The 22,755-nt window shown below is 55.7% G+C and carries 18 protein-coding genes; 4 read left to right on the top strand and 14 right to left on the bottom strand.

Going from position 1 to position 22,755, the window contains the following annotated elements; all coding sequences use genetic code 11:
• Positions 1-41 precede the first annotated feature (41 nt).
• From AC72UB_RS16070 to AC72UB_RS16030, 9 genes are all read right to left on the bottom strand, one after another.
• Positions 42-1,358: an HlyD family type I secretion periplasmic adaptor subunit gene (locus tag AC72UB_RS16070; RefSeq protein WP_505190625.1), complete on the bottom strand. Its 1,317-nt coding sequence runs from the start codon at positions 1,356-1,358 to the stop codon at positions 42-44.
• A complete protein-coding gene (locus AC72UB_RS16065; RefSeq protein ID WP_505190624.1) occupies positions 1,355-3,484 on the bottom strand; it encodes an ATP-binding cassette domain-containing protein in 2,130 nt (709 codons plus the stop codon). Before AC72UB_RS16065 ends, AC72UB_RS16070 begins: the two co-directional genes overlap by 4 nt.
• Positions 3,484-4,914 (bottom strand): TolC family protein, encoded by a 1,431-nt coding sequence (locus AC72UB_RS16060; RefSeq protein ID WP_505190623.1) that lies wholly within the window; start codon positions 4,912-4,914, stop codon positions 3,484-3,486. Before AC72UB_RS16060 ends, AC72UB_RS16065 begins: the two co-directional genes overlap by 1 nt.
• A 200-nt stretch (positions 4,915-5,114) precedes the next feature.
• Positions 5,115-6,452 (bottom strand): hypothetical protein, encoded by a 1,338-nt coding sequence (locus AC72UB_RS16055; protein ID WP_505190622.1) that lies wholly within the window; start codon positions 6,450-6,452, stop codon positions 5,115-5,117.
• 26 nt (positions 6,453-6,478) lie between these two features.
• Positions 6,479-9,244 (bottom strand): SLBB domain-containing protein, encoded by a 2,766-nt coding sequence (locus AC72UB_RS16050; protein ID WP_505190621.1) that lies wholly within the window; start codon positions 9,242-9,244, stop codon positions 6,479-6,481.
• On the bottom strand, positions 9,241-10,173 hold the full coding sequence (locus AC72UB_RS16045) for a Wzz/FepE/Etk N-terminal domain-containing protein (RefSeq protein WP_505190620.1): 933 nt from the start codon (positions 10,171-10,173) through the stop codon (positions 9,241-9,243). Before AC72UB_RS16045 ends, AC72UB_RS16050 begins: the two co-directional genes overlap by 4 nt.
• 255 nt (positions 10,174-10,428) lie before the next feature.
• A complete protein-coding gene (locus tag AC72UB_RS16040; RefSeq protein WP_505190619.1) occupies positions 10,429-10,749 on the bottom strand; it encodes a MarR family EPS-associated transcriptional regulator in 321 nt (106 codons plus the stop codon).
• Between the two features lie 271 nt (positions 10,750-11,020).
• Positions 11,021-11,194 (bottom strand): hypothetical protein, encoded by a 174-nt coding sequence (locus AC72UB_RS16035; protein WP_505190618.1) that lies wholly within the window; start codon positions 11,192-11,194, stop codon positions 11,021-11,023.
• Between the two features lie 454 nt (positions 11,195-11,648).
• Positions 11,649-13,085 (bottom strand): hypothetical protein, encoded by a 1,437-nt coding sequence (locus tag AC72UB_RS16030; protein WP_505190617.1) that lies wholly within the window; start codon positions 13,083-13,085, stop codon positions 11,649-11,651.
• 110 nt (positions 13,086-13,195) lie between these two features.
• Between AC72UB_RS16030 and AC72UB_RS16025 the strand changes: the two genes are divergently transcribed.
• From AC72UB_RS16025 to uppS, 3 genes are all read left to right on the top strand, one after another.
• Positions 13,196-13,864 (top strand): hypothetical protein, encoded by a 669-nt coding sequence (locus AC72UB_RS16025; RefSeq protein WP_505190616.1) that lies wholly within the window; start codon positions 13,196-13,198, stop codon positions 13,862-13,864.
• Positions 13,865-14,037: 173 nt separating this feature from the next.
• Entirely contained in the window at positions 14,038-15,219 is a 1,182-nt protein-coding gene (locus tag AC72UB_RS16020) for an NAD(P)/FAD-dependent oxidoreductase (RefSeq protein WP_505190615.1), read from the top strand.
• 86 nt (positions 15,220-15,305) lie between these two features.
• Complete coding sequence (uppS, locus tag AC72UB_RS16015) at positions 15,306-15,980, top strand: polyprenyl diphosphate synthase (RefSeq protein ID WP_505190614.1); 675 nt, start codon at positions 15,306-15,308, stop codon at positions 15,978-15,980.
• A gap of 1 nt (position 15,981) precedes the next feature.
• Here uppS and nusG read toward each other — a convergent pair whose 3' ends face one another.
• The 4 genes from nusG to AC72UB_RS15995 all read right to left on the bottom strand — a co-directional run bounded on the left by nusG (position 15,982) and on the right by AC72UB_RS15995 (position 20,533).
• A complete protein-coding gene (nusG, locus tag AC72UB_RS16010; RefSeq protein WP_505190613.1) occupies positions 15,982-16,524 on the bottom strand; it encodes a transcription termination/antitermination protein NusG in 543 nt (180 codons plus the stop codon).
• Positions 16,521-17,594 carry an MraY family glycosyltransferase gene (locus tag AC72UB_RS16005; RefSeq protein WP_505190612.1) on the bottom strand — a complete coding sequence of 358 codons (1,074 nt, stop codon included), beginning with the start codon at positions 17,592-17,594 and terminating at the stop codon, positions 16,521-16,523. Before AC72UB_RS16005 ends, nusG begins: the two co-directional genes overlap by 4 nt.
• Positions 17,595-18,410: 816 nt before the next feature.
• On the bottom strand, positions 18,411-19,376 hold the full coding sequence (locus AC72UB_RS16000) for a tyrosine-type recombinase/integrase (RefSeq protein WP_505190611.1): 966 nt from the start codon (positions 19,374-19,376) through the stop codon (positions 18,411-18,413).
• Positions 19,377-19,588: 212 nt separating this feature from the next.
• On the bottom strand, positions 19,589-20,533 hold the full coding sequence (locus tag AC72UB_RS15995) for a porin (RefSeq protein ID WP_505190610.1): 945 nt from the start codon (positions 20,531-20,533) through the stop codon (positions 19,589-19,591).
• Between the two features lie 108 nt (positions 20,534-20,641).
• On the opposite strand from AC72UB_RS15995, the gene AC72UB_RS15990 reads away from it, so the two are divergent.
• Positions 20,642-21,295, top strand: coding sequence for a YggS family pyridoxal phosphate-dependent enzyme (locus AC72UB_RS15990; protein ID WP_505190609.1), 654 nt, complete (start codon positions 20,642-20,644; stop codon positions 21,293-21,295).
• Here AC72UB_RS15990 and AC72UB_RS15985 read toward each other — a convergent pair.
• A complete protein-coding gene (locus tag AC72UB_RS15985) occupies positions 21,292-22,755 on the bottom strand; it encodes an aldehyde dehydrogenase (protein ID WP_505190608.1) in 1,464 nt (487 codons plus the stop codon). The genes AC72UB_RS15990 and AC72UB_RS15985 overlap by 4 nt on opposite strands.

The raw sequence follows: 22,755 nt of genomic DNA, 5'->3' as shown, positions 1-22,755 counted from the left end.
TTGAGGCTGATTGGCATTCGGAAAATCCGCCGGCGCTACGCTTAATCGCGCAGCGCTAGCTCCTGGACCCGCGCAACGGGCTGCCAGATATAGTCAAGGACGCTGCGTTTTCCTGACACGACATCCACCGTTGCAGACATGCCGGGTAGGAGGCGTGCAGTGCCACCGGCGCCGTCATCGGGTAGTGTGCCATTAAGCGCCACTTCGATCGTGTAGTGTCGCAGCGCGGGATTTGATGGGTCCGGAATTGTGTCTGCACTGATGCGGGTCACCATGCCATCAGCGTGGCCATACCTTGACGCATCATAGGCATCGAAGCGGACACGAGCGGCGTCGCCGAGCGCTATAGACGAAATGTCGCGGGGCTCCATCTTCACCTCAACGACGAGATCCTCACCCGTCGGAACGATCTCCAGGAGTGCGGCACCCGAACTCACGTAGCCGCCAGTGGTGCGTATGCTCAGGCGGCTCACAATGCCATCAACTGGCGCCCTAATCTGAGTGCGGCTCACTCTTTCGCGCAGGAGCGGCAGCGTCTGCTCAATTTCAGCAAGCTCGGAAAGCACCGCGGCGAGGTCTTCCTGTGCCCGCAAAATCTGTGCCTGAAGCCTATTGTCGCGCTCTCCCGCAACTTCGCGAATTGCGGCCTCCGCCTGAACTGCGGAGCTGAGGGCAGCCGCCTCCGCAGCACGCGCATCCTCCTGGCTTAGCTCCAACTCAAGAACGCGCTGAGCTGGCGCGAGCTTTTCTGCACGAAGTGGCGCAAGGCTTGCCAATTGGGCGTCGATCAAGGCACCGCGCCGTGCAGCCGCCTGCTGCGCAGCTGTGGCGCCTGCGAGTGCCTGCTGCCGTTGCTCCAATTGCTCATCCAAAACTTGCAATGCACCCAACAACTCAGAGCGCCGAGCTGCGTGAAGTTCGGTCTCGCTGGCGGCGATCTGCGGCGCGGCAGCCGCAAGATCGGCCGGTACAACAAAATCATCATCTGAGAGCTCTGCGCGAAGGCGAAGCTCTCGGATAAGGGCTGCACTTTGACGTTGAAGAAGTCGGTTCAACTCGCTCTCGGCATCAACTGGGTCCAACTCAAAGAGCATGTCGCCCTGTCTCACGACAGTGTTTTCTTCGACATGGCGGCGCAACAGAACTCCAGCCTCGCCCGCCTGAACCACTTGATTTTGTTCCGCTGCGATGAGGCGACCCTCACCTCGCGTGATATTGTCCAACTCCGTCAGAGCCGCCCAAATCACAAAGGTCGGCAGGAGGGCCGCAATTGCTATGACAATCGCGAAGTCTTTCCTCGATGGCTGTCTGGCAAGTTCGCGCGACAGTTGCTCAAAGTTCTGAGCGCCGTCGTTCACGCGACGACACCCAACTTGTCTGGCGTGGTGTCGGCAATAATGCGACCTGCGTCCAACACCAAAACTCTGTCAACGAGCGCAAGGACTGCGCTTCGGTGGGTCACAATGATGGCAGTACGGCCTGAAATCCACGGCGCAAGTCGCCCAAGGAGTGCCTGCTCACTTGCCACGTCCATCGCGCTCGTGGGCTCATCCAAGACGAGTATCTGCGGGTCGCAGAGGACTGCACGAGCCAGGCAGACCGCCTGTCGCTGACCTCCAGACAGTCCATCGCCTCGCTCCCCCACAACCGTCGCAAGCCCCGACGGATGACGCGATAGTGCCTCATCCAGGCCAGAAAGGCGAGCTGCGGCCAAAACTTGAGCGTCACTTGCCTCGCGACTACCGCCCTGAATGTTATCGCGAATGCTGCCAGCAAAGAGCCAGCTGTCTTGGAGCATAACACCACGGTTGCGACGCAAGTCAGCAGGATCGATGTGAGATAGCGCTGCACCATCGATTTCGATCACGCCGCTGGTCGGCTCTAACGCTCCGGCGAGAAGTCGCGCAAGGGTCGACTTTCCGGAGCCCATCCGACCAACCAGTGCAACTTTTTGTCCCGCCGGAATGACCAACGATAAATCTTGTAGGACCTGCGATGCTGAGCCCTCATAGCTGTAACCAACGCCCCGCAATCGCAGCTCACCACGCATCCGTGGCAGGCTAATTCTCGGCACCGCGCCGTCCTCACCCTGAGCTGTGGCGGACGCAGCTTCTGTTTCCTGCATCAGCCTCTCAATCGAGCGGTAAGATTGAAGTGCGGCGTTGTAACGCGACAGTGCGGACGCGATTTGGGACAGTGGCGCAAGGGCGCGCCCCGTCAAAATGACCGCCGCAATCATGGCACCCATCGTGATGACATCGTCGCGAATGAGCAAAGTGCCTATGAATACGGTCACGACTTGTGCTCCCTGCTGCACCGAGGCGGCAGAGTTCACTGCAAACTGAGAAAGCACGCGACTACGAAGACCAAGATCAGACTGCGTTTGAGCTGCAGCCTCGAACCTCGACCGCATAAGGCCGCCCAAACCAGCCACACGCAGGGTTTCGAGGCCGGTAAGCGTTTCAACCAGAACCGACTGCTTGCTCATGGCAGTCTGCATACTATCCGCAGAAAGGCGCGCCAGAAGGGGTTGAATTGCTAAACTCGTCCCTATCACGAGAGGCACAGCAATGAGAGGCACCCATGCCAGCGGCCCAGCGAGGAGCCAAATGACCCAGACGAACAAGAAGACAAAGGGCAGATCGACAAGCGCCACAAGAGAGGCGGAGGTGAAGAACTCACGAAGAGTATCAAATTCTCTAATGATACTCGCAAGGGCGCCAGAGCGACGGCGCGATCCATCCGGCGTCAAGAGTAGCAGTCTGTCGAATATCAACCTGGCGAGGTACTCATCCGCGCGCATACTCGCCAAGTCCATACTCCGAGCGCGGAGGGTCTTTATGGCAAAATCAAAGACCATCGCGATGACGACGCCAATGGTAAGCGCAATGAGTGACTCGATCGCCTCATTGGGAACAATGCGGTCATAGACCACCATCACAAAGAGTGATGTAGACAGACCAAGGACGTTGCTTACTGCGGCCGCGAGCACGACTTGGCCGTACATGCCCTTACTACGGCCAAAGGCGTCCCATAGCCACCAACCGGGGCGCCGTGTCGTAGAACCTTGCTCTGTGGAGCGCGGCGCAGAGGGCCGGGCGAGAATAACATATGAGCTTAGGTGATCCTGCAGTCGGTTAGGATGCAAATCTAGCCTTACGGGCCGATCAGCATCAAATCCCAACAACTCACACCCTCGTCCATCGGCAGCAGGACGCAGCAAGTGAGCCTGCTGCTGTGCATCGAAGCCGATGACTGTGCCGTGTCCTGGGCCATAGTTTTCCCAGACTAGTGGACCGAATTCAGCCGCAAATCCGAGCCTGCGAAGGGCCAAGACGGCCGCCGAAATGTCAAAATCTTTCTGCACCACACCCGTTAAATCGCAGATGGAAGAGGGTGCACGCGCTTGGCCATGCTCTCGCAATAAAGCTTCGACTGCCAAGAGCAGCGCCGGCATAGGCTGACGAGAGGTCGTCACATCCATCACTGTCCGGACACCACTTCCTTAGCGGGATGTCCTTTGGAGGATGCTGTCTCCAACATTATTGCGCGGCTCAATAATCCCAACTCTGCGGCGAGCCGCGCCTCTAAGAGATAGAGCGCAGCTCTATCTTCTATGACTTGCTCCGCCGCGGAATGGGCAGACATTTCAAGCTCAACCTTTGCGGCGATGTCTTTGTCTCCGGCGGCGTCTCTAAGCTCTGCGACGCGGAGCTCCTCTTTAACACGCAACTCTGAAGCCTTGCTAAGCTCTAGAACAGACAATCCTGCCCTTAGCGCAGCTCTCTGCGCAGCGACGGACGCGCGTGTCTCTGACTGTGCCGCCCTCAGCTGAGCTTCCGCAGCTTTCCTTCGTGCCAAGGCGGCAGATAGTTGAGACTTGCGCTTGCCGCCCTCAAAAAACGAGTATCGTAGTTCTAGACCGACGCCAATCGTGGGGCCGTCTTCAGGGTCCATCGGAGAGCGTGCAGTGGCTTGCATGGCGACCTGTGGACTAAAGGCCGCACGAGCACGACGCTCCGTTGCTTCAGCCACGACAACCTCGGCGGCTGCGGCTCGCAGGGTTGGCGACAACGGCTGGCCGCCCAGGAGCTCATCACGAAGACTATCGTCGAGGAGTGATGGCGGGAATTTAATCTCCCCAGGCGCACGCTCGAAGGCGCGGCGAAAGTTAGCTTCCGCAGCCGCCCTCTCAGACTTGAGACGGACTGCATTGACCTCAGCGGCAATAGCAGTTCGAGCCAACCTTTCTTTCGTGTCGCTCTCGACAAGACCAGAGGCTATGGCGAGCGCGAGTTGTCCTTGCAGCACTTCCAGTCGAGCAACACTCAACTGAGAATTTTGAATAAGAGCGTCCAGCCTCCAGACGGCGACAACTGCCTCCAATGCCTCGAGTGCGAGTGCGTTTTTGAGCTGCTCTAGCCGTGCACTCGCGACAATAAGTGCACCCGTTGCAGCATCAATTTCGCTGTTTCGAGCGCCGCCGTCGGCGATAACTTGCTCGGCCTGAAGAACCAAACCAAGGCCAAATATATCATCTGACGATGTGCCGCTCTGGCCGCCGATTTGCCCGGATCCAGATAAACTCGGCCGAAGGTTGGATGCTGCGCTCTCAATCTCAGCCTCAGATGCAGCAATTTCAGCAAGGGAAGCATGAGTTCTCGGATCTCTCAGAACTGCATCGTGAAGTTCGGACAAAAGTTCTTTACGGGACGCAAACTCGAGACCATCCAACTTAGCGTCGTCTTCTGGCGACGTGGAGAGCAACTGCCCAACTCTTTGTTCTGCGACATTCTGGTGTTCAGTGGTTGAGGTGCATCCCAGCATCACAGACAAAATGAGCGTCGCAGCATAAGCAGCAGTCGCAGATTTTTTGGGCATGCCATGCCACGCAAGCTGCCGTGAACGTGACATCACCTTACTGAACAAGACACTGCTGCAATTCTGTCCGCGCAAAGAACTGCTCTGGCGTCCGCATTACGAGCGCTTCGGGTAGGATACACCACTTAAACCTCACGCACGCCGGATCGCAGGCACAGCCAAGTTTAGCCGCAACAACAATTGTGTTGAGAGCGCCATGACCTTACCCGACTTATGCCCTAACAAGCGCGCCATTATTCTAAAACTTCTGACCAAACATCATTGAGCGCTTCCTCGCGCGCTGTGCGCAAAGTCGACGTATTCCTACGAAGTGTGCTCAGCCCATTCGGCTGGCCGCCAGCATCTAACGCAATACGTGCCGGGCTATTGCCCGAGATGGGGAACGAAAGACCCAAATTGATGCGATTGCGGTTTTCCGTACTATCGCGCCGCAAAGATACATCGACTTCGATAGACGGGTTGGGTCTGTGGCTCATGCCAACAACAAAGTCCCAATCTCCACGCGCCGTCTCAATGAAAGCCCAAGCTTCGGTATTCAATCCAGTTGAGCGCTCGATCAGCGCCGCCGCACTCTGACTATCCTCTCCAGCAGCTAAAGATAGGCCGAATTGAGATTGCCCAAAGTCATGAACTCCGGAGAGCGATATACCGTTACCTATGGTGTCTAGATGTCCAATGGTGACGCTGCTGTAGATTTCCTGTGATGGCCAAAGATGAACTTTTTCTATGGCGTAGCGTGTTTGTTCGCGACCGACTGAAGAAACCTGAATTTCTCCTGACCAGGTATCCGAAATTGGAAAGTAAGCGCCTGCTGAGACAGCACTATCGCCATCATGTTTGAGCGAGAACTCTGGCAATGCACGCCCTAGACGCCATTCTTCGGCTTCAATCCTGGAGAGATATGAGATTTCATCTGATAGCCAAGTCTCACTTGGGTTTCTCAGCGCGAAAGCGGGAATATGGACCTCGTAAATGGAAAGCCGCCCCAAGATTGGCCTGATCACGAGGCTCGACTGTATCTGAGGCATCTCTGTGAGACGTTCAGAGAGACGTTCACCGTACCTTAGGTCGATCGAAATCTGCGGTACAATATCATCCCGCAAATCTCTGCCATCCAAGACTGCCGAATAGACTTGGCCCGCCGTAAACCGCGTTTCTTGTTCAGTGCTCTCAACTGCGTAGTACGATGAAGATATGGGTGTGGCTTGCCAATCGACGCCAATGCACTTTTCATCACCAAGCAAGACAGCCTGGCTTTTGCCAATGACAAGCTCTAGGTCGTCGCCCCCAGTAACTTCCCCAAAGCGCTCAAGGAGCCCCGATGACCACAAGAGTTCCGCGGAGCCCACCTCAACGGCTTTATCATCACGCAACTCTAGAAGGGGCACCCTTCCCACATTCAAGCGTTCCTGAGGAGTTTCTGGAGACGTTACGAGGGCGATGCGCTCACTTGAGATCGCAACTATCGCTTCAAAGGATCCAGATGCCATTTGGGATTGCGCCGCAGCAACAATACTTGAGAGGTCGCATTGAGCAGACGATGGCCCCGCAGTGGCGAAGAGTGCGGCCACTCTAAGGTAGAGTTGCCTCCCTAGCATTACTGGCCCGACAAGACGTCGAGCGCCAATACCGACGAAGCGATGCTGCCAAGGGCCCTAGAGATGCCCTCCGTAAGTTGCATCGTAGACACTCTGTCCAACTTTGGAGGAACGACAATGACGCTGCCAGGAGGCACTGGCACACTGCTGCTATTGCGACGAAGGTTGACAGGAATGCTCCGTCCGTTCGGGAGGATCATGAAACTACGACGGGGATCAGCAAATCTTGTTAGGCCGCCGGCGTCGTCGACGTAGTCCATCGGGCTGGCACCCTCTCTGTAGAGCGCTGCCAACTCAGAATACACAGCACCGATGACGCGGACGTGTGATGGTCGCTTGGGAACGACAAGACGATCGCCATCCTCAAGAAGCACCAATGTCGCCTCTTCACCGTCGGCGATGTTCACAACCTGGCGACCCGTCGGCCTTGAGCCTTCGAGTTCCTGAGCGAAGCCCAGAACAGCCGCAATTTCCTCATCTCTGCTATTGTCAGACTGCGAGTTAAGCAGCACGCTCTCGCGCAGTTGCTTGGCCAACTCGAAGTTGCTGGCGCGCTCACTTTCAACGAGTGATGAACGCGACAGAACTGCACCGAGGGGATAGGCTGTCTTTGTCAAACCTCCCGCGCGCGCCAGAAGGTCTGCAATGGTATCGCCACGTTCAATAGAGTAGGTGCCAGGGCGCACCACTTCTCCACCAACGGTTACCTCGCCCACCAAAGCGTCATTTATAAGAGGCTGCACAAGAACACCGAATATACCATTAAGCGCTACTGTAGATGGATCAACCCGAGTGCTGTCGATTGTTCTTTCCGCCGCCAAGCTGAGTACACCGCCGTCGACCTTATACTGTCGCAAAATGATCGCGGAAGCGTCACCGGAGGGTAGGACGCCACCTGCCGCAAAGAGAATATCAGCCAAAGTCGTGCGCCCCGATACAGGGTATGCTCCGGGCTCTGACACTTCACCACGCACCAATCGTGTATCTGAAGCTAGTCGCCTGTAAATCTTGTCGTCAATTGCGGCATTCTCACCGATTTCTTCAGTGGATAGATTAACCACTGCCTCGTCTACAGCGCCCTGGAGGTTTGACGACAAGAATTGTCTAGAAAACAGGTGTAGTCTAGTCGCTCGCTCTGGTTTGAAATTTAGCAGACTGTTGTTAGCATTTGCGGAAAAGCCAACCGATCTGAGGGATCCATCCTGTCCTTCAATGAGAGCGTAGCTTTCGTAGATTTTGTTTCGGGCCATGACGATAACGAAACGGTCAATTAGGCCGGCTTCCACGCCTGGAGGTACAAGCGCTACGAGGAGGCCGTCAACAAACACTTGGGACGGCGCAGCCACAACAATATTGTCCGCAATAGATTTCTCGAGCGCAGATAGACCTGCGTTTCCTGTGCCAGACACAGATCGCAGCATGGCCTCGACTTGACCCAATGATGGTACAAGGATTTTCGAACCGGGTACCAAGATGGGGTCGTCCATGCCACTCTGAATTGCCTTGATCGGTACAAGTCTAAAGGGCTCTGGCCCGTTGCCGCGGGGAGTTAATAGGACGACAAAGTCGCCATCAGCTTCTGGTGCAAGAACAGCGCCACCCTTGAGCACGGAAGAGAGCTTCAAACCGGCCACGAATGCTTGACTGAATGGTTCTATCACTGCGCCAAACACCGAAACATCACCCTGCGTCATGGCTTTGACCATTCCAACGCGCAGAGCCTCGCCGCTTTTGATTTGCGTGCTGTCTGGATCCGTGACGACGACGCTAACCGGCAAGCCATCCTGAGCAAAGAAGACACGTTCTAGAGGCAGTCCCTGCGGCACTAGCGACAGTCCAGAAAGTTTGAGCGCCTCAGAAACGCTGATGCTTTCCTGCCCCTGAGGCAGCTCAAAGATGCCATACCTCGGCACGACGCCGGCCAATGCAATGCTACCGCTCGATGGGGGAACAAAGACCCTGTCGCCCTCCGCTAAGAGAGGCTCCCGAAACTCAGGGTCTCCCAGCAAAAGCCCGTAGAGATCGATTTCACGAGCGGGCTGCTCCTGAGACAGGATGCGAATGCGTCTGAGCGATGCGTCTGGTTGTAGCCCGCCAGAACGCGCGAGCGCGATGCTGAGCGGAGTATAAGCAGGGATCGCAAGCACTTGTGGAGCGCTGACCATTCCACCCATTTGCAATGGCACCAGCCGCGCGGAGGCTACAGTGACTGAAACCCTCGCACTGGCGTCATTCACCTCCACCACTTCAGCAAGATGGTCTGCAGCTTCATCTACGGTTAAGCCCGCCAAAGAGATTGGAAGAAACCGAGGGAGCGTAACTGCGCCGTTACGGTCAATTTTGACGTTCATGCTTTCAGAGTAGAGCCCACGGATCACAATCTGCAGAACGTCACCAGCCGACAGCTTGTACTCGTCGGAAAGCGCGTTGAATAGAAGTAGTTCGTTGCTGCCGGGGTTCTTGAATTCTGCAAGCCCGAAGGGTTGCAAGACCTCACCCAGCAGTGTCTGAAAGTATGTCTGACTTGCGGAGAGGGTCTTGGGTGCCTCCGCATCGACAGGCGGCGCCTCGAGAGCCTCAGATGGGGCGGCCGCATCGGAGCTCTCACCCGTCGGCTCTGGCGGTGGGGAGACTGGAGCCGGCGCCTGACCGGATTGAAGCATCTCGACCAGCTGACCTTGAATTGCATCTTGTGTGATGACTTGCGCAGCCGCGGGCAACGACACTGCAAGCGACAACACGGCACCTAGAAACAACCTGCTCATGAGGACCTCTGATTTGCAAGAACGCTGCGCAGCAGGACCAAACCCGCACCAGCGAACAGGCCCAACACGACAGATAGTGCGAGGATCAGTGTGGGTTTCGGTGAAGTCGGCATTCTGGATACGTCGGGGCCTCGCAACACCTCTGCGACATAACTGCTAGACCTTGTTGCCAGCATTAGCTTTTGCTCTTCTTTGACGATCAGCTGGGCGAGAGCCTCTCGATGCTCACCAGATTGAGCGCGAGACAGTTGACCCTTGTAGAACTCCAGTGCGGCAGATCCTGCCTTGATGAACCTCTCTCTAAAGAGAGCATCCGTCTCAGAAACAACTCGGTTCATCAGGCTGAGCGCCAGATCAGGATCAGAGGCTTCTGTTGATACGTTGAGTAAGTCTGACTTACTATCAATTGATGCAGAGATTTGTTTTTCAATCAGTTCGGAGAGACGTGCGGCGTTAGGTGGCACATAATCTGTTGTTGGGCTTCCCGTGACAGCGGCCTTTACAGGTGACAACGCTGCTCTCAGGAATGATCGAGATGGTGCTCTCCACTCCTCTTCTGCCGCGTCCCACTCAGTCCAAAAAATTGATTGAATGAGCAGCTCGTCGTCGAAGATGGCTTCCGCGACTTCACGTGATTTCATCAGAAGAGGGAAGGAAGAGAAGTCAGCATTAGAACCTGAGGGGAGTTCGATGCCTGCAAGGCTGGCGATACCTCCCAGGCCCGAAATGCCAGAGGGTTGGCTCGGCTCTTGTGCTGATTTCAGCACAAGTGAGACGGTATACTTGCGGTCAACGACGTTGAGATAGGCCGAGGCGGTTAGGACCGCCATAGTCACGACAAAAGCAATCATGCGTCGGCCGCGCCAAATCGTCTTAGCGAGTTCAACAAGATCGATTTCGTCGTCTTCTATTCTTCGCTCGTCGATCATCTCACAGTCATCCATCGTTGAGCAAGGCCGCAACAACTTGCTTTTCAACACTTAATCAAAACTGAACTGGAAACTGAGAGCTTCTTGAGAGGGCCGAAGCACTTCGCTCGTGACACAGAAAGCCACGAAACAATGATATTCTTGAGCAAAGCAAAGGTTGGTACGTTTTGAGTATTCTTTAACAGCCTTTACTCAGCCAAGGCTCGCTAGCTTGCACAAGTATGGTCCGGCGCCACACTCCAAAGGTTGAACCCTTTAGGGGGTGACATGGTTTCCGACAACCTCACGCTTCAAAGCCTCGATGTCTGCGGAGAGCTTCGCGTGTTCCTGCATTTTTTTCGTAAGGAAGCTGCCTGTTATTGCAACCTTCGCAGACATGCCGGACGGAGCGAGAAGGTATAGGTAACGCCTCTTGTCTTCCGCCGCAAAAAAGTTGGAGCACTCTACAAGTCCTCGATCCACCAAAGCCCGCAAGCAGTAATTGGCGAAGCCCAGGCTGACGTTAAGACGGCGTGCAATTTGCCTCTGGCTCAAAGATGGGCTCTCCGAAAGGAGACCGCAACAGCATGAACTCAATTTTAGGGCGATTCTTTCGGCCGTGACCAGCTTTAGACATAGCTACCGCACAAGCACTGGCTTACGCCGTGCCGTCGAGTCGTTGTTTGTCAACAACTCGTTCATTACTGTACGATCTACTCTTTATAGATGTGTATTGTAAATAAGAGTTTATCAGGCGATTTGGAGAAAAGATATTCATCTTAAGGCGTTAAAATGATACAGAGGCGCTCACAAAAGCTTCTGCGCTTTAAGAACATGGCTGGATCGCCAAAGGAGCGGGCACGAAGCGTCAGTTCGGCAGCGCGGATAAACGGCCAACATCACCGCACGCGCATTCCGCGCACTTGCCCACCATAAACACGCCAAGCACCTCGAGCGCCTTGGCCGCGATCTCGGGCGCGTTCATACCGGGCACGCGATACATCAGCTTAGGGCTGGCGTGATTGATGAAGATGCTGGGCAAGACTATCGAGCGGTTATTCAGCAGCCACTCGCTCCCATCGATCCCAACATAAATCCTGCAAAACTAACTTAACGCAAAGACGTATGCAGCGATCCGAACAACGTGCCTACATCTCGGTCAACATGCTACTATTCGACGTTTATGAGCAGGCGCTCGACACAATGGGCAGGCAGTGCGACCCGGTCAAGAAGGGGGGTAAGGGGACGGTCTGCCATAATGCTTCCAATGTCTTGGGCGCGCCACAAATGACGTGCTTCATTCGTACAAGTTTAACAGAACTCTAGGTATTTCAATTGGATTTCGTGAGATCGACCCCAAAAGCAATGTGAGGGACCCACTTCAAGCAAATGCGAATGTGACCATCCTCAACGCAGCAAGATGGCATCTTGCTCATGACATGCATTAGCCTGAGAGTTTCCAGATCACCTCAAACTCTTAAACTTCAAAGGCTCAGCTAGTGTGTTGAAAATGGGATTTTTAGACCGAGGTTGATGAAGCTGGGTGACATCCCTTCACCCGAAAGCGTTGCAATACGCCCAGCCCCCAAGCTGATCGCCATAGAGGGACTTATCCAGTAATCGACTTCTCCTCGGACAGAATAAATCGCACCACCATCAACTGCGACGCTGCCACCGCCAGCCGCCCCGATGTGACCCTCAATCGACCAAGTTGTGGACGCGCCAACGCGCGCGCGGTACCCCAATCCCACCAAACCGATGGCATAGCCCGCAGCGTTGCCGCCGAGTACTGTTTGAGCATTTCCCGTGAGATAAAGGCGCTCACCCAAGAACATGTCGACGGAGCTCTCTTGCATAAACGGCCGACCGGTTCGGCTGGGAGTGTTCCGAAAATCTGAGTTCGGAAACTGCTGAGAAACGCCTGTGGAAAACTGCCAATCTTGCGCCGGCGACGCGGCATCGACACCCGCCCCGTCGCGGCCAAAAACGCCCGACAGCTTGAGTGTCGCCACGGAGCCCCGGTTTCCGGATTGTGGTGCGATTTGTTCGCACAGCATCGCCTCTAAGACGAGGTGATCTCCAATGTCGACGCCGAAGCCAATGCCGGCCTGGGCGAGGACGCCGCCTGCAGTGTCGACCTCGCCTCCGCCACCAAAGCCCAGAGATCCCTCATAGAACCCTGAAACGCGACCCAGTGATGCTGTGCCGCGAAGGCCGCTCATCACTTGCATGTAACCCTCTCCACCCTTGGCAGCGCCATCGGCAGCAAAGAAGTACTCGCCACTGGGACCGCCCCTGAATGAAAACTCGGCTCCAACGAGGACCAAGTCCTGCTGAGGTGTTCCCCCCCTCGTCACTTCCCCGCCAAAACTGACTAAGGAAGATCGCGCGGCGACAGAGTGTATTGGCAGACCTTCCCATGAGTAGTCTGACGCGCCCGCTGAGTAAGACAGGCCGACGCTCATCGCAGTCACGCCTTCATCACCGCCGTCGATCGCAATGTGCGACAAGCCACCCATGATGCCCCAGTTCTTGGAAACACTGACATCAAGCCCCAGCCCGTAACGCAGCATAAGACCGTCGCCGCTAACTTGCGAGGCGCCACCGCCACCACCCAAGAAGCCCGAGGCATAGACCTCAACAGAACGCGATATTGGCCAAGTCTTTACAGCCTCATATCCCCAAAAAAATGCACCGCCCGCATCACCCTGCGCTGCGGAGTAGATTGACTGTCCCAGGCTGAGGCCATCTCCAGTGGAGTAGCCCACATAGAGACGATGAAGCCCATCAATGGTGGTGTCAGGATCTTGCAGAACATCCAAACCAGTTTGGACCTCGAGCGCTGCAGCGCTCCCTGAAGACAGGCACATCATGGTCGCGAGAAGTCGACCAAATTTGCGTGTCGATTTGCATCGAGCCTTGGTCATGCCCATCTCTCGATCAGTAGGATGACGCCACTATATGATCTAAAAATGTCACAAAAGAGACCAAATTGCGGCAACAGCGAGACCATTGGTTAACTTATTGACAACGCATTGAGGACGTGGCGGAAAACACCTCCGATGATGCAGCTGCGATAGGTCTGGAATTGAACGGTTTCTTGGAGGTGAGCGTTGTAGGCGCTGCGATCTACGGCATCGCGGTTTTGCTGTGCATTGTCGCAGGGTTCTGGGTCGCCGGAGGGGGGCGCATCAGGTTTGAGCCTCGAAAATTCGTCTACTCCGTCACACTCTTCATATTGTTGGGCGCCACTGGTGAGGCATTTGTGAATTCGATGTGGGACATCGTGTTTGGTTGGCCGCTGTGGGAGTATCGCCTCTACCCCGCTCATGGAGGGGACATCAGCCTGTTCTTCCCGATGATTTGGGGCATTTTTGGCACTTACAGTTACCTCAGGGGTCAAGTCGTCGGGGGGATGCGTTTGGGTGGCGGCCCACTATCCATGGTGGTTATTGGAGCGGAGGCCATACTGCTGGAACTCGCTGTGAACATGCCCTACCGGGCGATCTTCGGGGATTACATATTCTACTACACGCCCGCAAACTTGGGGCCTTTTTCACACTACTCCTGCCTACAAGTGATACCGTTCTATGCAGCCGTCGCTGTGGCCACGCGAAAACTGACAGAAGTGCAGGAAATCGCGCAATACCGACACATTAGGGCCACCTTGCTGCTGTACCTTATCGGAATACTATCGTTTGGGTACCTCTAGAGATCATATGCTTGCCAAAAGAGAATTTTACGAACATAAGAGAACCAGCCCGGCGCTAGGCCATAGGCAGCTCCAGATCGTCAAGATCCCAGAGTAACCCTCTGATGATATGGCGTTTTGCAACGATGCTGGGCTCTTGATAACAGGACAATCTTCCAGGAGAGAGGGTCACATTGGAAAGAGCTGATGTGATTGTCGTGGGAGCAGGGCCGGCGGGCTGCGCCGCCGCTGCGCAGGTTCTTTCACTGGGACTGAGCGTCACCATCATCGACAAGTTTGCCTTTCCAAGAGACAAACTGTGTGGGGGCCTCGTCACTGGGAGGTCCATGAAGATCCTTCAAGACCTGTTTGGCGTGCAGCCAGACAATGATCTGTTTTTGAAGACCAATCACATCAGGCTCTGGGCGGGCGAACGAGAGCTCGCAAACAAACCATCAGCACCCAGCATGTACATGACGATGAGAAAGCGTTTTGACCACGCTCTGATGGAGCATTGTCAGAAGCTTGGTGCGTCCATCATTTGCGGGACAGTCAACGAAATCGGTCCGGCCTATGTAAAACTGCGAGATCATCGACGATTTGCGTTCGATGTCCTTATTGGGGCGGATGGTGCGAACTCCGTGGTCGCAAGGCTGGGCCTCGGCAAGCAAGTGCCAAAGTCCAAAATGGCATTTGGGCTAGAAATAGAGGCGCCGAGGCCAGAGGGCGACGACAATGCAATCGAATTGGATCTGGATGCCATGTCTTGGGGGTATGGTTGGTCATTTCCGAAGCACAACAGCCGCACTATAGGGGTCGGCGGCCTTCACAGCAAGAACCCTGACGCGAAGCAGTTGATGAAAGCTTATCGTAGCAAGATGGCACCAGAATCTCATGCCATCGCTGAGAAAGGCGCCTTCCTTCCCTTTGGAAGCTTTTTGAGAACACCAGGCAAAAATCGCATCATCGTCGCTGGTGATGCTGCTGGCCTCGTTGATCCCATCACTGGAGAGGGCATTGCATTGGCGCTTGAAAGTGGTGCACTCGCTGGCAAAGCAGCCCGCGATGCCATCTCAAGAGGGGCACCGTCTTCAGCCTACAAATCTTACAAGCGGAGCCTCTCAAATATCCATCGCGATCTTAGATACGCAAAGGTGGTGAGGTTCTTGATGTTTCATTGGACAACAAGGGAGGCGGTTCACAACGCCTTCGCACGATCTTCTGTTACTGACATGTATCTTCAATTGCTAAGTGGCGGAGTTGACTATCCGACGATCGCCAAGAAGGTCCTGAGAAAGGTTCCAATTCTCGTGGCGAGAGCCCTAAAAGATCGCAGCCGGGCTTCGATTAAGTTAAAACAGGAAGATCGAAATTAGCATTTGTTAGATCTATTGCAGTGTTGTTGTGATGCATCTAGATCCAGTGATGCAAATAGAGATCGGTGAAATTCTTGCATGTAGCGATGATCCTGGACGGAAATGGGCGTTGGGCAAAGCTTCGTGGCTTGCCTAGGGTCTTTGGGCATCGTGCAGGTGTTTCGTGCGCGGAAGAGTGCATCAGAGCTGCCCCTGACCTCGGCATCACCCACCTTACCATGTATGCTTTCTCCACCGAGAACTGGAAGAGGGCGCCCTATGAGATCACCTCAATTTTTAGACTTCTCCGCCTCTATTTTGGCAGGAAGGCTAAGGAATTGAAGGAGCAAGGGGTTCGAGTTCGCTTCATTGGGCGACGCGATAAGCTGGATGACCAAGTTAAGAAGACGATGATCTTTGTGGAAGAATTGACGTCGTCATGCACGCGTCTCCAGTTGAATATCGCCGTTGACTATGGTGGTCAGGACGAAATCGTGAGGACAGTGAGGATGGCCTGCGAGATGGCCGTAAAGGGCAATTTGGCATCTCACGACATTAACGAGGAACTGATCTCGTCGCTCAGCGATTTAGGCGCTTCTCCTCCACCAGATCTGATCATCAGAACTGGCGGAGACAAGCGTTTGTCAAACTTTCTGCTTTGGCACTCTGCATATAGCGAGCTTGAGTTCTGCAATATGCTATGGCCCGATTTCAAGGTTCAGGACCTGAGCGAGATCGTGGACGAATTTCGCGGAAGAGACCGGCGCTTTGGGACTGCCTAGGTTACGCGGCATCATCCTTGATGAGGTCTTCGATCTTCACTTCGACTTCTCTTGATCCGCCAAGTATGTCTAGCAGGATCCAAATCCTCTTGCGGTCATCAATTCTCTCAACTCTCGCGACGAACTCGCTGAAGGGCCCCTTTGCGAGGCGCACTTGATCTCCGGGAGACACCTTTGGGGGCGGGAGTATAAAGCCTTCCTCATCGCAACGTTGCAACAGCAGTTTGATGAATGAACTTGGAAGGAAGGATGGAACTCCTTGTGCGTCCGCAATGATCCGCGAGACGCCGTAGGTGTTTGAAATCGCGCGCCAGCTGGGACGTGTCGCGTCAAACTGGACAAAGAGGTAGCCGGAAAACAAGGATGCGATCTGAACCCTGGGCTTTCCAAATTTCACAACGGTCTTCTTTGTTTTCGGACAGAACACGCGAAAGTCTTGTCGCAAAAGAGACCGCTCGGCGATGCGAAAGGAATTTGGTTTTAGCTGAATTGCGAACCAATTCTGTTCTGCTGCATCATGGCTCCGTTTGGTCTCCTGCATCATGTCAGGTGTCCCGGGCCAACCCGTACACGATCAGCCTTCATTTTGAGACGTGGGGCGGATTTGATGGCGGCATAATAGACCACGCCAAACAACGTCATGAACATCCAAAACAAGGCCGCACTGAGGGCATTATTGTCCGCGAAGAGAACCGCAAGGAATGGTGGCAAAGCCATGAAAGGGAATACCACAATTGTCGCCAGTGGATTGGAGTACTTTCGCGCCCTTCTTCCAAGGAGACTTATCTCAATGATGCGCATGACGACTTGGTGGAAGTGCAGTCGGTCAGGCTGCCCAACAGGAAGACCCGAAATAAGGCGACGCGCTATCGTCATGGCCGTGTCGGCAAATGGCCAAAAAAACATCATCAACATAGCCCAAGGTGAAATTTCGGGCGCCTGCATTAGGACGTCAAGTGACATCCACGACAGAATGAAGCCAATCCCATAGGCACCGGCGTCGCCCAAAAAAATCTTTCCAAAAGGGAAGTTTAGCATCATGAAACCGATGACTGCGCCGCCGATCAGGGTGGCGGGAAGCGCAATATGATTGAGGCCAGCGTCATGAGATATCGCCGCGATACCTGCGGCTGCCACGAGTGCCACCGATCCTGACAGTCCATTAAGGCCATCGATCAGATTGAAAGCGTTGACGATACCGGACGTAATGAAGAGCGTGAAGAAGACCGCAATCACCCAATAATCAAAGAGCGCGTCTAATAGGAACGTACCTGGGTTCTGGAGATACGTGCCAGTTATCGCCATAAAAACACCGCCGGCAACGATCGAAGAGACGAGGCGTCTTGACGGCGATTGATGAAGGCCGACGTCCTCTAGAAGCCCGAGCGCGAGCAATGGAAGCGATGACAAGAGAAGTGTGCTCAATAGCTCAGAGCCCGGCTCAAAAAGGGCATTCGTAATGACGATCGAAACAAATATCGCAACGCCCGCCAATCGAAGCGTTGGCTTGGTATGCATCGACTGTACTGCAGACAGATCATGTCGCCTTATGAAGCCATTCAAAAGCTTGGAAGATTTCGTGAACGCAAAGCAAAGAACGAAACTGATTGTCATAGCAACGATGAGCGGAAGCATTGTGTCTGAGCACCTATTTCACGTCTCGCGCTGATACACTCCTCATATGAGTCTTCTCTAGTCTACTTTAGATTATTATGATATCTTATGAGAGCCAAGATACGCCAAACGATGTCAATCCGCTTAAGGTGCGTTGAAGAAATTCATAGCCTTGCAGCAAAAATCCCATTGATCTGAGAAATGCTTCCAAAATTCGCGCTCTAGCAAGAGATTTTTTTACTATAAAGTGACCATGAGAACCTATTCCCATATCGTGCCATGGTTGGGCCCGTGGGTGCTAAGTGGGGACCTTTTGGCGAAGATCTCTTGGCTTCCAGCTCTCTGACCGGCAACCTCTTCAAACATGTAAGCATTTCGAATGAACGGCAAAGCACCCCTCAACTGGGGTCTACCGCTGAGAAGAACTTACTCTCTCTTCATCAATTCCTGGCCATTTGAGGCTGTGCGCTTGCTTGCTGAAGTCTTGGAACGTTCTTGAGGAACAGCCGTAGCATCACTTCACTGTGGTAGAACAACACAGAGTTCAAATTGCCGCTTTCAATGGAGGCTCTTTTTAAAAGGCGGTGGTTGCTTGTCTTATCCTTGAGACCACATGAGACCCTTACCAATCTGCGCCTTTCTGGCAGATTTGATGCTGCTCGCGGTTAGGACGGGCAGCGTGCTGCGGGGCCCTAAGGAATGTACAAGGCTAGTTTAAGCGCTTGGATGAAACGCGATTTAGCTTCCTTCACTGACGACGCACTTGACCAAGAGGCCAGAAATTTGAACGTAATTAGAGCGCTGGCTCGTCTTGTATCATTTGACCAGGCCCGCCACGATCTCAACCCGCTCGGCCAGCGTGTTGGGCATCAGGTGAGCATAGCGCTCGGTCATCGAGATGTGAAAGTGGCCCAAAAGCTTTTGCACCTCATATAAGCTGGCACCCTTGTTGATGAGGAGGCTCGCATAGGTGTGGCGCAGGTCGTGGATGCGCACATTGGGCAGGCCCGCGCCTTGGCGGATCCGCTCCCATGACGAGAAAAAGCAATTGTAGGGCCGCCGGAAGCGCGGGTTTTGAAACACATACTCGCCTTGCCGGGTGCTGAGGTGAAACACCGCGTTGCGCTCGCGGATTTCGTGCAGCAATTCCACCGCGGCCCCACTCAGCACAATGCGCCGCGCGCGGCCGTTTTTACTGACCGGCACCGTCCAAATGCGTTTGTGCAGATCAATGTCACACCACCGGGCCAAACGCGCCTCGCCACTGCGCGCGCCGGTTAGGATCAGCAATTTCAGGATGTGATGCATGAATGGGTGCTGATCCGCTTGGGCGGATTTCAACACCTTTGCGATTTCTTCAACCGTCAAGAAGCGTTGTTTATAATCGCCCATCGGCAAGCGCTTAATCAGCCGATCTTCGCAGGTGTTCTGGTCGATATAGCCCCAGCGCCGAGCGAGGTTCAGAAGGCGGTTCACCAAGAAGATGTGTTTGTTGATGGTGCCGGGCAAATAGCGCTGTTTGACCTGATCGCGGACCCACGTATCCAGCGCGTTGTTGTCCAACTCGTCAAACCGCAGCGCGCCAATGCTGGCGCGCATGTGTTTGTCAAAGGTTTGGCCAACGACTTTCGGCCGTTTGCGGGTGGATTCAGCGTGCGGATAGTATTTGGTATCGAAAAACTCGGCCAGTGTGATGGCGGACTTCAGCCCTGAGAGCGGCCCACACAGGGGCGCTGTGCCGCTGTCGGTGTCGTGTTTAAGAAGCTTTGAAAACAAGCCCATGTGCGATGTCCTAAGGTCTATGCGCGCCCAAGCTACAGGCGACGTCGCCTTAAGTCCCAGGGCTGCCAATTAATTGATTATCCAATAAAAAATCAGGTCGCTCTTTGGTATAATGCCCGCCCAAAAAAGCAGCAGATAAGGAAAAAGAGCGCACATAAGTACGCTCTTTCTATTTTACTTACACGCGCTTGATTTAAGCGCTCTCGTTCGGATTAGAACGAGAAGGACACGCCAGCGTAGGCAGCGTCGGTGTGGAGCAGGCCAACATCAACCGATGCGCCGCCCAGGTCGTAGGACGCAGTTGCCGACCATTCAGACGCATCATCGGTCGAAACGGTGATGCCCAAGCCATTGGCCGAGTAGCCACCTTCAACAGACCAGGTGCTGTCATCGCCGATTTCCACCGAGGCAGACATGCCCTCAGCCGAGTAGCCCAGGCCAACGGTGTTCACGGTGTCGGTGCCATCGTTGTCCGACTCAAGCGAAGCGTTCACAGCACCAGCGGTGTATGCAACACCGAGGACATAGGCGTCGTTGGAGTCCAAGGCGACCGAGACAGTCGCGCCCGAAGCGGTGAACGAACCGTTTGCCGACCACTCGGTCCCGTGCACACCGTCATTGTCGATGTCAAACACGGCGCCAGCCGACATGGTGTCGGTCGAGTAGGCAACGCCCACATCGCCAGCGAAGTCATCCGAATAGAGGTGGTCAATGCCATCATTAGCGATCGACACGGTGAGGCCCGAACCCGAAATGGTCACGGTCGGAGCGCCAATGGTGCCGTCTTCGGTGGCAAAGCCGCCGTCGTCGAACGAATAGTTGGTGCCGAAGCTGACGCTGGTCGACATGCCAATGGTCAGGCCATTGCTGGTTTCGGTCGAAGCCGAGATGTCGATCGAGCCACCGTTGTACACGTGGAACTCGCCGTCGTTGCGGTCATCGGTGCAAGAGAGAGACATCGGCTCGTTATTACTAGCGCCGTCAATCGGTGTGCAGTTGGGCTGAGTGGAATAATCGTAAGGACCACTTGGAGTGTAAGGAACAATTGTAGTGACAGTATCACGGCCGATACCGGCTGCAGCCGAACCGGAGAAGCTGATTTCAGCGGAAGCGACGCCAGCCGACAGAGCCAGGGCAGTAGTCGCGAGAAGACTCAACCCTCAGGGCAGATGGGAATTTGCGACCATTGCCCCGCAGAAAACCTGCGCCCGCCCGCTTCCCTTTCCCCCCCCGATGTGCCCATCTGGCGGCCAGGAGGACCGCCCATGTCACTTGCCCAGATCACCGCCCGCATCCACGCCGCCGAGGCCCACTCTGGCCGTGTGCCGGGTTCCACCCGGTTGATCGCGGTGTCCAAGGTGCAGCCCTTGGACCGGGTGGTTGCGGTTCTGGAGGAAGGCCATCGCTTGTTCGGCGAGAATTATGTGCAGGAAACGGCGGGCAAATGGCCCGACCTGCGGGCGCGGTTCGCCGGGGTTCAGGTGCATATGATTGGCCCGTTGCAGACCAATAAGGCCAAGCAGGCGCTGGAGCTGTTTGACGCCATTCACTCGGTGGACCGCCCATCGCTGGCCGATAAGCTGGCACGTCTGGTGCAAGACCGGGGGGCCGCGCCCGAGATGTTTGTGCAGGTGAACACCGGGGTGGAGCCGCAAAAGGCGGGCGTGTTGCCTGCCGATCTGGATGCCTTCCTTACCCGCTGCCGGGCGATGGATTTGCCGGTGCAGGGCCTGATGTGCATTCCGCCCGAGGGCGAGGACCCAAGCCCGCATTTCGCCATGCTGGCGGCGATGGCGGCGCAGAACGGGCTGAGCGGGTTGTCGATGGGGATGAGCAGCGATTTTGAGGCCGCCATTGCCCGTGGGGCCACCCATATTCGGGTGGGTAGCGCGATTTTCGGCGCGCGGACCTACGCCTAGCGCATCACGAACGGATCGGGGATCGGGTCGTCCGAGGTGCGGAGCCACACCGCCTTGACGGTTGTGTAATCCAGCGCCGCCGCCATGCCGCCTTCGCGCCCGTGGCCCGAAAGCCCGTGGCCGCCAAAGGGCGCGATGGGCGACACCGCGCGGTAGGTGTTGACCCAGACGATGCCTGCCCGGATGCCGCGGATCATCCGATGCGCGCGGGTAAGCGAGCGGGTGAACACGCCCGAGGCCAGCCCATAGGCGGTGTCATTGGCAAGGGTTAGCGCCTGTTCTTCAGTGTCAAAGGCGATGACCGAGAGGATGGGGCCGAAACACTCTTGCGTGACGCAGGGCGCATGGGGGGCGTCGGTGCAGTCGAGGATCGTCGGGGGGTAGTAAAAGCCGGGGCCAGCGGGCGTTGTGCCGCCGGTGACAAGTTTGGCCCCGGCGGCGAGCGAGGCATCGACCAGCGCCTGAATACGGTCGCGCTGGCGCTGGGTGCAGAGGGGGCCGACCTCGGTTGTCATTTGGTCGGGCGCGCCAATCGCCACAGCCTCGGCCTTGGCCTTGAGGCGGGTCAGCATAGCGTCTTTGACCCCGCGCTGCACCAGATGGCGCGAGCCTGCCACGCAGCTTTGCCCGGTCGCCGCGAAAATGCCCGCGACTTGGGCATTGGCGGCAGAGTCCAGATCGGCATCGTCGAACACGATAAAGGGGGATTTGCCGCCAAGCTCCAGCGAGGTTTTCGACAGGTTCTCGGCACTGGCCCGCACGATGTGGCGCGCGGTGTCTGGCCCACCGGTAAAGGCGATATGGGCCACCTTTGGATGGGTGGTCAGCGCGCGGCCCGCCTCTGGCCCGCCGGTCAGGATATTGACCACGCCCGCAGGAAAGCCTGCCTCATGCACCAGACGCGCAAATTCCAAAAGGGGCGCGGGGCCGTCTTCCGAGGCTTTCAAAACGACCGTGCAGCCCGCGGCCAAGGCCGGGCCGAGTTTGACAGCCGACAGAAAGAGTTGCGAGTTCCACGGCACGATGGCGGCGACCACGCCCACGGGTTCGCGGCGCAGCCAAACCTCCATGTCGGGCTTGTCGATGGGCAAATGCGCGCCTTCGATCTTGTCGGCAAGGCCCGCGTAATAGCGATAGTATTCAGCGACATAGGCAATTTGCGCGCTGGTTTCGCGGATGATCTTGCCGGTGTCGCGGGTTTCTAAAGCGGCCAGACGCGGGGCGGCGGCTTGCACCAAATCGGCGAGTTTGTAGAGCAATTTGCCGCGCGCCGTGGCCGTCAGCCCGGCCCAAGGCTGGCCCAAGAAGGCACGATGCGCCGCCTCAACCGCGCGGGTCACATCGGCGGCGGTGGCATTGGGCATCTCGGCCCAAGCTTGGCCCGTTGCCGGATCAAGGCTGGAAAACCAGGTGCTGCCGTCTTCGAACTGGCCGTCGATATAGTGCTGAAAGCGGTCCAT

Origin of the sequence: Allotabrizicola aquatica (SeqCode) (assembly GCF_965194375.1) — a bacterium.
GTDB classification, from domain to species: Bacteria; Pseudomonadota; Alphaproteobacteria; order Rhodobacterales; family Rhodobacteraceae; genus Tabrizicola_A; species Tabrizicola_A aquatica.
The sequence above is the reverse complement of the archived record's forward strand: the minus strand, read 5'-3'. Positions and strand labels throughout refer to the sequence as shown.